Below are 11802 nucleotides of genomic sequence, written 5' to 3'. Positions count from 1 at the left end.
TTCATAAATCTGTGTCGGATTGTGCCAACTCAGTAATCGTCCCCAAGCTTTGCGGGGGAAAGTTCTTCAGGATTGCCTGCAGACTCCGATGGCCGCGCAATCTCGGCCAGACGCTTGCGCAGGATCGGCAATCCGGATGCGTCACGGGCGCTGACAAAGATGCGGGGCGTTTGCACGCCATCGATTTCGAACTCATCTTCCAGCTTGAGGGGTTGGTGATCCGCATCCAGTGCATCGATCTTGTTGAAGACCAATAACTGCGGAATACCGTCCGCACCGATTTCCTTCAGCACGGTTTGCACTTGCTCGATCTGCTCGGAGAATCTGGGATTGGCCGCGTCGACCACATGCAACAGCAAATCTGCGTCTATGGCCTCCTGCAAGGTCGCTTGGAAGGCATCGACTAGGCTGTGCGGCAAGTCGCGGATAAAACCCACGGTGTCTGACAGGGACACAGAACGCTCAGCCTCACCCAAATACAGCTGCCGAGTGGTTGTGTCCAGCGTGGCAAAAAGTTGGTCCGCTGCATAAGCCCGGGCTTTGACCAAGGCATTGAACAGCGTGGATTTGCCGGCATTGGTGTAGCCAATCAGCGAAATATTGAAAGCGTCTCTGCGCTCGCGCTGGCGCCTTTGCGTCTGGCGTTGCTTTTTGACCTTGCTCAAGCGTTCCTTGGTGCGCTTGATGGTCTCTGCAATCATGCGTCGGTCCAGCTCGATCTGCGCCTCTCCAGGGCCGCCACGCATGCCGATGCCCCCGCTCTGGCGCTCCAAGTGGGACCAGCGGCGCACCAGGCGTGTGCTTAAGTACTGCAATCGAGCCAACTCAACCTGTAACTTGCCTTCATGGCTGCGGGCGCGTTGGGCAAATATCTCCAAAATCAGGAAGGTGCGGTCGTTGACTGGAAGCCCCAGATGACGCTCCAGGTTGCGCTGTTGACCGGGGCTCAGACTCTGATCAAACAGCACCTCTTTAGCACCAACTTGGGTGGCCAGCAATTTGACTTCGTCCGCTTTGCCCGAGCCAATGAAGAGTGCAGCATCCGGTGCCCTGCGCTTACAGGTGACGCGGGCAACGGGCGCCATACCGGCCGTCTGGGCCAGCAAGCCCAACTCCTCCAACTCGCCATCAAAGTTGGGAACGCCCAGATCTACACCGACCAAGATGGTCGGTGTATCTGCGGTTTGAAGCGCTGCTGTCAAATTAACCAGAGGAAAGCGGGCTTGCCGAAAACAGGGCCACTAGGGCCCGGGCACTTAAGCAGCGTCAGCCGCATCCCCGCTCGGTGCGGCGAAATTGACCGCACGCCCGGGAACGATGGTGGAAATGGCATGTTTGTATACCATTTGCGTGACCGTATTGCGCAGCAACACTACATATTGGTCAAAGGACTCAACTTGCCCTTGCAGCTTGATGCCATTGACCAGGTAAATGGAGACCGGAACATGTTCTCTCCGCAATGCGTTGAGGAACGGGTCTTGCAGTAACTGCCCTTTGTTGCTCACGATATTCTCCGTGTTCAAAAAATGAAGAAGATTGGACGATACCACACGAAAACGCAGACTCGATAACTATGCGGCTATATCAGGGGTAAAAGAGGTCTTTTACCCTCGAAAAGCTAGCTATCGTCCTTGTCCGCGTAGGGATTTGCTGCGGATTTCATCTGAATGCGCAGGGGCGTGCCCACCAAATTGAATTCTTTGCGGAACCGCCCCTCTAAAAACCGCTTGTAGGCCTCAGTAACGTGCTCCAGGGAGTTGCCATGGATGACGATAATGGGCGGATTCATGCCGCCCTGATGGGCATAGCGCAACTTGGGCCGGTACATGCCGGTCTTCTTGGGCGTCTGGAACTGCACCGCCTCCAGCAAGAGCCGTGTCAGCACTGGGGTTGGCATCTTGCAGTTGGCGGCCTTATGGGCCTGTGCGATGGAATCCCACAATGGGCCAAGCCCCTGGCGTTTTTGGGCCGAAATCAGGTGCAGCGCCGCGAACTTCAAGAAACCCAGTCGGGTTTCTATGGAACGCTTGACCAACTCACGCGCATAGTCGTCTATTGCATCCCATTTATTGACCGCAACAACCACCGCACGACCGGACTCCAAGATATAGCCTGCAATATGGGCATCCTGGTCCGTGATCCCTTGGGTGGCGTCTATCAGCAATAGCACGACGCTGGCGGACTCAATCGCCTGCAGGGTTTTGACCACAGAGAATTTTTCTATAGCTTCAAAAACCTTGCCTTTGCGCCGCAGCCCGGCTGTATCGACCAATTCGAAGCGTTGCCCCTTGCGCTCAAAGGGAACGGATATCGCGTCCCGTGTGGTACCGGGCATGTCGAAGGCAACCAGACGCTCTTCACCCAGCCAGGTGTTGATCAGTGTCGACTTTCCGACATTGGGACGACCTGCAACTGCCAGTTTGATAACGCCTGGCTCATCGGCAGTCTCTTGAGCTTCCTCCTCGGGTACAACCAAGGGACCCAAAGCCATGTCAACCAAAGACCGTATACCTTGGCCATGGGCTGCCGAAATAGGAAGAACCTCGCCCAAACCCAGCTCAAAAAATTCGGAGAGCTGTCCACCGGCGATCATCCCTTCGGCTTTGTTGGCCACGAGGATGCAGGGCTTGCCCAGTTTGCGCAGGTACTTGCCAATCTCGTGGTCCTGTGCCGATAGGCCGGCACGGGCATCCACGACAAACAACACAACGTCGGCCTCGGCTACAGCCTGCCGGGTTTGCTTGGCCATTTCCTTGTAGATACCGGAAGCGGCATCGGGTTCGAAGCCGCCGGTATCAATGACAATGAATTCGTGCTGCCCTTGCTTGCCATTGCCATAGTGCCGGTCCCGCGTGAGACCCGCGTAGTCGGCCACGATGGCATCCCGGCTTTTCGTGAGCCGGTTGAACAGGGTTGATTTCCCCACGTTGGGGCGACCAACCAATGCAATGACAGGTTTCATGTTCTGGTGTTCAGACCGTTACTCGGGCTTGAAACCGAAGACGCCACCATGCTGGGTTACCGCCACCAGGGTTTGGCCGACTAAAACGGGGGCGGATTGGATGGCAGAACCATCGGTAGATACGCGGTTCAACGGAGAGCCGTCTTGACGCGACAGAAAGTGCAGCGTTCCTACTTCATCACCAATGACGATGGATCGACCGACCAGGACGGGGCCTGTCAGGCTTCTGAAGCGCAGGCGTTCGTTCGTCCACAGGCGCTCGCCGTCTGAACGTTTCCACGCAATGACCCGGCCATCGCTTTCGGTACCAAACAGTTCCGCATCGTCGCCGTCGATCCCGGTAGAGCCGGAAGCCGTTTTGCTCCAGGCCAAGCTGCCCTTGGCGCCGTCCACACAGCCAACGGCGGATTGGAAGGCCCTCACACACACCTGGTTGCCCTGACGGCTGACGCCCGACACCAGATCCACCAAGCGCTCCACTTCATTGGTTCCGCGGCTGTTGGCAACCTGCGCCTCCCAACGGATCTTTCCGTTCGAAGGATTCAAACCGACCAAGCGCCCCGACAGGCCCGTGACCAAGGTGTCGCCAACAGCCATCACGATGCCAGAGCGTCCCAGCACCAAAGCCTCACCGCTGCGTTGCTGCTGCCATAGCTTGCGACCATTGGCTACGTCAAATGCGGATACGGACCGGTCAGCCGATAGCGCAAACACGCGCCCACCGGCTACAAAAGGGGCTGACAGTGTGACAGCAGCGAGTTTCTGGCGCCACAACTCCTTGGCACCATCCAGCACGATGAGTTCATTCTCCTTGCTGACGACAGCGACATAACGGCCATCGCTACCGACGCCTGCCGACAACTTCGTACCCAGCGACGTGCGCCACAGGTCCCCACCGGTCCTAGCATCAATGGCGGCAACCGTACCTTCGGTGCTGGCGACATAAACCAAGTTGCCGACCGGCCGAATGTCCAGAGGGAAGCCCACGGCGCCAATGCTGGAAGACCACGCAGAGCGCACGCCAATCAGTGCCGTATTGGGTCCGAGGTCCAACTGTTTGGATTTGTCGGTAGCAGCGCACGCGCTGAGAAGTAGCACCGTCCCCAAGGACAGGGCCAATTGCCGCATTTTTTGGTTCATACGCGTCACTTCGCCCCCTCCGTCACTGCAGCTGTTTTCACTTCGGCTTGCGGATTCACTCCGAGTGCATTGAGTTTGACAACAACCAACCGGCGGTATTCCGACTGCTCATCAAAGGCTTTATAGGCTTTTTCGTATTCGGCCTTGGCTTCGGACTTCTTGCCCTGCAAGATATAGATGTCCCCTTTTCTGTCATTGGCCAAGGCAACAAACTCGTCCGCAACGCCGGTACCCAAGAGTGCCAGCGCTTCGTCATAGGCTTTAGCGTCCATCAACACAGCCGATAGGCGCAATCGCGCAACCGATGCATAACCCTTGTCGGCCGCGTTGTCCACCAGCCATGTCAGCGTAGCCTTTGTCGTATCCAGCTTGCCAGCCTCAAAACTCATCTTTGCCAGCATCAAGCCTGCCTGCTGTGTATAGGTGGCTTTGGCAAAGCGTTCTTTCATATCGGAGAAGGCACGCTCGGCTTTTTGCGCATCGCCAGCCCGCACCACTTTGTCCATCTCGTCATACAAGGCCGCTGCCTGCATCGACTGGGTGTGTTGCCAACGGCTATAGCCATTCCAAGTCGCGATGGCTCCCAGCACCACGATCAGTCCCCAGGTAATCAGGTTTCCGTACTGCTTCCAAAAATGCTTGAGTTGATCGAGCTGCTCTTGTTCTTCGAGGTCTAGATGGTTTGCCATGTGAGTATTCAGTTAAGCCGCGGATTGTAGGCTGTTGGCCCACCGCACAGAAGGATTCAATGCCGACGGACTAAGAGAGAGAGGGTGAGGTCGTGGTGGTTCCAAAACGCTGCTGAATGTAGTTTTCGACCACCGTTTGGAACTCGGCCGCGATGGAGTCGCCCCGCAGCGTCATGCGCTTCTCGCCGTCAATGAACACCGGTGCGGCGGGCGCCTCTCCGGTGCCGGGCAGGCTGATGCCGATATCCGCATGCTTGCTTTCCCCGGGGCCATTGACGATGCAACCCATGACAGCGACCTTGAGGTTCTCCACGCCAGGATAGCTCTTGCGCCACACCGGCATTTTCTCGCGTAAAAAATCATCGATCTGCTGGGTCAGTTCCTGGAACGTGGTGCTGGTGGTACGGCCACAACCCGGGCAAGCTGTCACGCTGGGCACAAAATTGCGCAGTCCCAGGGCTTGAATGATCTCCGACGCAACGACGATTTCTTGTGAACGGGATTCACCAGGAGCCGGCGTCAGCGATACACGTATCGTATCCCCGACCCCTTCTTGCAGCAGAACACCCAAAGCCACCGAGGATGCAACGGTTCCCTTGGTCCCCATCCCCGCCTCGGTCAAACCTAGATGCAAGGGATAGGCACAGCGACGCCCCAGTTCGCGGTACACCGCCACCAGATCCTGCACGCCGCTGACCTTGCAGGACAAGATGATTTGGCCGGGGGCCATGCCAAGGGCTTCCGCCCTTTGGGCCGAATCAATGGCCGATGTAATCAAGGCCTCATACATTACTGGCTTGGCATCCCAGGGCACTGCGCGGCGACTGTTCTCGTCCATCAGCGATGCGAGCAGTTCTTGGTCCAAACTCCCCCAATTCACACCAATGCGGATGGGTTTGTCCCAACGCATGGCAGCCTCAATCATTTGTGAGAACTGCTTGTCGCGCTTATCCCCCTTGCCCACATTGCCAGGGTTGATACGGTATTTGGACAGGGCTTTAGCGCACTCAGGGTACTCGGTCAGCAAACGGTGTCCATTGAAATGGAAGTCACCAATCAAGGGGACATCAATGCCCATGCGATCCAATTGTTCACGCACATAGGGCACCGCCTGCGCAGCCTCAGGTGTGTTCACAGTGATGCGGACCATCTCCGAACCAGCCAGCGCCAATTCCTTGACTTGAATGGCCGTCCCAATCGCGTCTGCCGTATCCGTGTTGGTCATGGATTGCAAACGCACGGGCGCGTCGCCCCCCAAGGTAACAATGCGACCGCCCCACACCACGCGGGCTTGCAGTGACTGGCGCCGAACCGGGGTCGCCAGGGCAATGGCTAAATTGGATTCCACTACTTCACCTCAAATCGCGCGACGTTTTCTTTGGAAACACCCGTCAAGATGTAGGGTTTGCCGTGCACCTCAACCTCGGTCACATCGACACGCCCAACAACCACCGACAGTGGGGCCACACCAGATGCGCCAACGACCTCGCCATCCACAATAGTCTTGCTCAATTGCACAACGCCTTTGGCGTCAACAACCTTGACCCAGGTTGCGCCCTTGGCTTTGAAAACAACCATGCCCGTTGTGGGCAACGTCGGGGCCGAGGCTGGACGGCTGGCCGCAGCGGCAGGTAAGCTGGCCGCGACCATCGGTTTGCTCGCGGCAATCGCTGGCCGACTGGCAGCTACCAAGGCCTGGCTGGCGGTGACAGCAGGAGCGAGAGCAGGTAATACCGTAGCCTTGGGAGTAGCAGCCTCAACACTGGATGCAACGGTTACCGGCGACAAAGGGGCAACCTCACTTGCGGTACTGGGTACATTGGGTACAACAGCCGGTGGCGCAACGGGCTCAGGGGCGGATTCCACCACTTCAGGCGGAGGCGTCACCGACGAGGGCGTGTTTGAAACATCCGATGACTTTGTGGACTGGCTGGCCAATTCTGCTGACCAATCCGGCATCTTGATATCTGGAACGAAGAAAACGGCAATACCGGCGACAACCAATGCCAGCACGATCAACGTGGCGGGCTTGGTTAGCAACTCGGGAATGGCCATGCCCGCCGCATCGTTGGGGGTGTGAAACGGAGCATTGATGCCACGTTCATCGGGATTCAGCTTGGGAGCTGTGTTGAGCGGCAACTTGCTGAGAACGGGAGTCGGATCCATTTTCAACGCACGGCACACGCTGGCGGCCAGGGCTCGCACAAAAACAGCATCGTGCAACAGGTCCAAACGATCCGCTTCAAGCGCTTCCAGCTTCTTGACCGGAATCTTCATGGATACCGCCAAAGCTGCCACATGCAAGCCTGCAGCCTCTCTAGCGGCCCGCACCATGGCACCAGCGGTAATGCCATCGCTGACAGACATGGCCTCGTGCGCTAAGCCGCCCGCTTCCGAGAAGCCCGCGTCACTCATTGAATGCACCCCGCTCCAAAGCCAGATTTTCGCGGGATTGGGGATAACGCTTCTTCAGCTGTGCGCTCAACTGCGCCATCGCATCGCGGTTTTCCATGCGTCGTTCTACCTTTATTCCCAACCACAGAGATTCTGCGTTGGCCAACTCGCTGTTATTCAATCGCCGGACATAAAACTGGGCGCGCACAAACTCGCTGCGCTGGTACAGCAGAAGCGACAGGTTGTACGCAGTGATGGGGTTGCCCGCGTCGAGCTCGTAGGAGCGCAGGAAACTATTCTCAGCGTCGGTCGGCTGGCTGCCCTTCATCTGACACAGCCCCAGGGCCATCCATGTTTTGGCGCGCTCACCGTAGGCCGGATTGGCCAATGCACTATTGAACAATTGCGTTGCCTCTGCAAGGCGCGATTGCTGGCATAACAGCCAACCGTAGTTATGCTGGATCGTCGCAGCCTTGGGATTGATTGAAAGAGCCCGACGGAAACTCTCTTCTGCAAGAGGAACATCGTTGAGCCGCATGTAAATCAAGCCGCGCAGGTTGTACGCCTCAAACAGAGAAGGGTCGGCAGCAATGGACTGCTTCAGGTGGTCCAACGCATCGGTCGTCTGACCCTTGTCAAAGTAGGCCACGGCCAACTCCAACCGCAACCTCGCCCGTTTGCGGGCCTCCGGCTCGTCCGATTCAGTCACAGGCTCCGCGTTCATGCCGGCGCCCGCCATATTGGAAGCACAGCCGGTCAGCACGACAGCCGTCGAGCCAACCAAGCAAGACCAGAGAATCCATGAAAGCGCCGCAACGCCAATCCGCAACTTATCAGTCATTCACAATGTCCTCTCGCCCATGTGGAGTCATTTCGTTTTCGGGCCTGATGATGATAGTGCGTCGTTTGCTGATTCGCGTCTGAATATTCGTTCTATCTTGCACATCGCCTGCCAATTGACCGCAGGCCGCATCGATATCGTCGCCACGCGTCTTACGGATAGTCGTAACAATGCCGGCATCGCTCAAGATTCTGGAAAAGGCCAACACCGCTGCCTGCGGCGAACGCAGCAAACCGGACGCAGGAAAGGGGTTAAAGGGGATGAGGTTGAACTTGCACCACGGCCGTTCACCCGGATCGGGTCGCACCAGCTTGACCAGCTCGACTGCATGCGCGGGCGTATCGTTAACCCCGTCCAGCATGCAATACTCAAAGGTGATGAAGTCCCTGGGCGCGACTTCCAGATAGCGCTTGCAGGTCTGCAACAACTCGGCAATGGGGTACTTGCGGTTCAACGGAACCAAGTCGTCACGCAACGCGTCATTGGGCGCGTGCAATGACACGGCCAGCGCAACCGGGCAGTCTTTGCCCAGTCTATCCATCATAGGAACCACACCCGAAGTAGACACCGTTACGCGGCGTCGCGACAAACCATACGCATGGTCATCCAGCATGACCTTCAGCGCTGGGACCAGTGCTGAGTAATTCTGCAAGGGTTCGCCCATGCCCATCATGACCACGTTGGAAATGACGCGCTCGTCCGTCTTCAGGTGTTTGCGCAAAAAGTGCTCGGCAAACCAGAGCTGGGAAATGATCTCGCCTACCGTCAAATTGCGACTGAATCCCTGGTGTCCGGTGGAACAAAACCGGCAGGCTACGGCACAGCCGGCCTGTGACGACACGCACAATGTGCCGCGGTCGTCTTCGGGAATGAATACGGTCTCAATGGCATTGCCATCGCCGACGTCGAATAACCACTTGATCGTCCCATCCGCAGACATGTGCTGCGACAGCACGGGCAGTGCCTGGACATGGGCTGTGGTTTTCAGCTTCTCGCGCAAAGACTTGGCGAGATCGCTCATATCCTCGAATTGAGCGGCGCCTTTTTGGTGAATCCACCGAAAAAGCTGGGTCGCGCGGAAGCGCTTTTCCCCGAGCCGCTCACAAAAAGCGGCCAATCCCTCTAGATCGTAATCAAGCAGGTTGGCCGTCATTGCATAACTTAGCGGGAGAAAACGTTCATGCCAGCGAAGAAGAACGCGATTTCGACGGCTGCGGTTTCTGCGGCGTCGGAACCGTGCACGGCGTTGGCATCAATGCTGTCGGCAAAATCGGCGCGAATGGTGCCGGGTGCTGCCTTCTTGGGATCGGTTGCGCCCATCAGATCGCGGTGCTTCAGAATCGCGTTTTCGCCTTCCAGTGTCTGGATCATGACAGGACCGGAGATCATGAAATCCACCAGGTCCTTGAAGAAAGGACGAGCCTTGTGCACGGCGTAGAACGCTTCAGCTTCGCCGCGCGACAAATGGGCCATACGCGCAGCAACCACCTTCAGGCCGGCTGCTTCAAAGCGCGCATAAATTTGACCAATGACGTTCTTGGCGACAGCGTCGGGCTTGATGATGGAGAGAGTACGTTCGATTGCCATAGTATTTTCCTGAACAGATTGAGAATTGGCCTAATTGCTCCGAAGTGGGGCAAAGCCTATTATTTTAGCATTGGCGGCCTACCGATTACGTCCTTTGCGGCGTTGGCCACCCGCCCCGCCCGATGGTCTTTGGCCGGCACCTTGGCGCTGGCGGGTAAAGCTGTCCGCGCCAATATAGCCAAAAGCGGTTTTCATCGGATCGGGCTGCCCGGCCGCACCACGGTTGTCCCTTGCCCCGCCGTCTGATCGACCGCCGCCTTTGGCATTGGCTGCACCATTGCCACCCTTGAATCCACCGGCTGCCGGGCCACGCTGCCCTGCGTTGGCTCCGCGCGGGCCACCCGAGCGGCCGCCTCGGCGCTGACCATTACCCTGTGGGCCACGTGGCGCGTTGTTGCCACGGGGAGCAGCATCTTCCCGTTTACCTTCGGCGGCGGCACGCCCTCCACCAGCGGCCTGCACCAACGACCGGATATCCGCTTCGTCCAACTCCATCCAGGCGCCACGCTTGAGACCCCGGGGCAAAACCATGGCGCCGTATCGGATACGGATCAGGCGGCTCACCGCATGGCCCACGGCCTCAAGCATGCGCCGCACCTCGCGGTTGCGCCCTTCGGAGATCGTCACGCGATACCAGCAATTGGAGCCCTCGCCGCCGCCTTCTTCGATAGATCCGAACTGCGCCATACCGTCATCCAGCTTGACGCCTTCCAGCAGCATGCTCTTCTCTTCCTTGCTCAAAGAACCCAACACCCGAACCGCATACTCGCGCTCCAGACCAAACCGGGGGTGCATCAGGTTATTGGCCAGCTCACCTGAGCTGGTAAATAGCAGCAAACCTTCCGTATTCAAATCCAGTCGACCGACCGACTGCCACTTGCCCTGGTGTAGCTTGGGAAGCCGCCTAAACACGGTTGGCCGGTTCTGTGGGTCATCGTGGGTGACCACCTCTCCCACGGGTTTGTGGTAGGCAATCACTCGGGCCGGCGGGGGATCAATGCGAAAGCGGATCGGCTTGCCATTGACCTTGATGTTGTCACCAAACTGTATGCGCTGGCCGATATGGGCGGGTTCGTTGTTGACCGAAATCCGACCTTCCATGATGAGTTGCTCCATCTCCAGCCGCGAGCCCATGCCAGCCTGGGCCAAGACCTTGTGCAACTTGGGCGTTTCGGCCATAGGCGCCAAGACCCGCTTGGGAGGTGCCAGCTCGACTAGCTCTTCGTCTGCGTCAAACTGACCGGAGATGACATCGTTGAATCGGTTGTCGAAACCGGCGTTTGCTGACTCAGTGGGAACAGACGCAACTCCACCCTCCCCAACTGCCCCAGACACAGCAGCCGACGCTTCCGCGGCATCAGCATCGAGGTCGGTACTGGGCGCTACAGTGGGGGACTCACCGGTGGGCACGACCTCCAAGGACGTTGGTTGTGCGGGTGTGTTTTCGTTCATTCGGGAATTCCATTCAAAGGTGGAGGCGTTTCCTCCGCTGGAGCCGCCTCCAGCGGCATATCCAATTGCAAGCTTTCATCGCCTACTGCCGGTTCGTCGACCACCGGCCGCGGTACAACTTCTCCGGCCGACTCTACCAACGCACCAAAGACGCCGTCCTGATTGGCAACACTCTCCAGCAAGGGGAGCTGGTCCAATGATTGCAGACCCAGATCGTCGAGAAACTGCCGGGTGGTCGCATACAGCGCCGGACGCCCGGGAGCCTCTCGGTGGCCAATCACCTCGACCCACCCTCGATCCTCCAACTGCTTAATCAACAACGAGCTGATGGTCACGCCGCGAATATCCTCCATGTCGCCCCGAGTCACGGGCTGGCGATAGGCAATGATGGCCAGCGTCTCCAGCGTCGCCCGTGTGTACCGGGGCGGCTTTTCCGGATGCAAACGGTCCAAATACTCACGCATCTCGGGCCGGCTCTGGAACCGCCAGCCCGACGCGATGCTGACCAACTCGATGCCACGGCCCGACCAGTCGTTGCCTAGCTCCTCCAACAAACTCTTGATGGTGTCGGCGCCCAATGACTCATTGAAGAGCGAACGCATGTCGCGCAACGGCAAAGGTTGCTGTGAGCAAATCAACGCGGTCTCCAAGACCCGTTTTGCGTCTGCCATGTTCATAGTCAGGCTTTATCGGAAACGCCACCAGCACGGTGGTCAGTCAATGAGATTCCAAACGGA

12 protein-coding genes are annotated in these 11802 nt (G+C 57.8%); all 12 read right to left on the bottom strand.

All coding sequences use genetic code 11. From position 1 onward, the window contains the following. Positions 1-29 precede the first annotated feature (29 nt). The 12 genes from hflX to scpB all read right to left on the bottom strand — a co-directional run bounded on the left by hflX (position 30) and on the right by scpB (position 11742). Entirely contained in the window at positions 30-1202 is a 1173-nt protein-coding gene (gene hflX, locus AC07OO_RS20280) for a GTPase HflX (protein WP_495083955.1), read from the bottom strand. A gap of 54 nt (positions 1203-1256) precedes the next feature. Further along, positions 1257-1505 (bottom strand): RNA chaperone Hfq, encoded by a 249-nt coding sequence (gene hfq, locus AC07OO_RS20275; RefSeq protein ID WP_495083954.1) that lies wholly within the window; start codon positions 1503-1505, stop codon positions 1257-1259. Between the two features lie 113 nt (positions 1506-1618). Continuing rightward, positions 1619-2962, bottom strand: coding sequence for a ribosome biogenesis GTPase Der (gene der, locus AC07OO_RS20270; protein WP_495083953.1), 1344 nt, complete (start codon positions 2960-2962; stop codon positions 1619-1621). An 18-nt stretch (positions 2963-2980) separates the two neighbouring features. After that, positions 2981-4102, bottom strand: a complete 1122-nt coding sequence (gene bamB / locus AC07OO_RS20265; protein ID WP_495083952.1) for an outer membrane protein assembly factor BamB — start codon at positions 4100-4102, stop codon at positions 2981-2983. Positions 4103-4107: 5 nt separating this feature from the next. After that, positions 4108-4791 carry a YfgM family protein gene (locus AC07OO_RS20260; protein ID WP_495083951.1) on the bottom strand — a complete coding sequence of 228 codons (684 nt, stop codon included), beginning with the start codon at positions 4789-4791 and terminating at the stop codon, positions 4108-4110. A gap of 70 nt (positions 4792-4861) precedes the next feature. After that, the gene (gene ispG / locus AC07OO_RS20255) at positions 4862-6139 is read right to left on the bottom strand and encodes a flavodoxin-dependent (E)-4-hydroxy-3-methylbut-2-enyl-diphosphate synthase (protein WP_495083950.1); all 1278 of its coding nucleotides are present in this window, start codon (positions 6137-6139) and stop codon (positions 4862-4864) included. Continuing rightward, positions 6139-7206: a helix-turn-helix domain-containing protein gene (locus tag AC07OO_RS20250; protein WP_495083949.1), complete on the bottom strand. Its 1068-nt coding sequence runs from the start codon at positions 7204-7206 to the stop codon at positions 6139-6141. Before AC07OO_RS20250 ends, ispG begins: the two co-directional genes overlap by 1 nt. Continuing rightward, complete coding sequence (pilW, locus tag AC07OO_RS20245) at positions 7199-8026, bottom strand: type IV pilus biogenesis/stability protein PilW (RefSeq protein WP_495083948.1); 828 nt, start codon at positions 8024-8026, stop codon at positions 7199-7201. Before pilW ends, AC07OO_RS20250 begins: the two co-directional genes overlap by 8 nt. Then, positions 8019-9179 carry a dual-specificity RNA methyltransferase RlmN gene (rlmN, locus tag AC07OO_RS20240; RefSeq protein ID WP_495083947.1) on the bottom strand — a complete coding sequence of 387 codons (1161 nt, stop codon included), beginning with the start codon at positions 9177-9179 and terminating at the stop codon, positions 8019-8021. Before rlmN ends, pilW begins: the two co-directional genes overlap by 8 nt. An 8-nt stretch (positions 9180-9187) precedes the next feature. Further along, positions 9188-9613, bottom strand: coding sequence for a nucleoside-diphosphate kinase (gene ndk, locus AC07OO_RS20235; protein ID WP_495083946.1), 426 nt, complete (start codon positions 9611-9613; stop codon positions 9188-9190). 78 nt (positions 9614-9691) lie between these two features. After that, positions 9692-11065: a pseudouridine synthase gene (locus AC07OO_RS20230; RefSeq protein ID WP_495083945.1), complete on the bottom strand. Its 1374-nt coding sequence runs from the start codon at positions 11063-11065 to the stop codon at positions 9692-9694. Continuing rightward, positions 11062-11742: an SMC-Scp complex subunit ScpB gene (gene scpB, locus AC07OO_RS20225; protein WP_495083944.1), complete on the bottom strand. Its 681-nt coding sequence runs from the start codon at positions 11740-11742 to the stop codon at positions 11062-11064. The genes AC07OO_RS20230 and scpB overlap by 4 nt, the downstream gene beginning before the upstream one ends. Positions 11743-11802: the final 60 nt, after the last annotated feature.

The organism is Rhodoferax sp. GW821-FHT07G04 (genome assembly GCF_059418585.1).
Note: the sequence above shows the minus strand (reverse complement) of the source record. Positions and strands in the feature narration are given on the sequence as shown.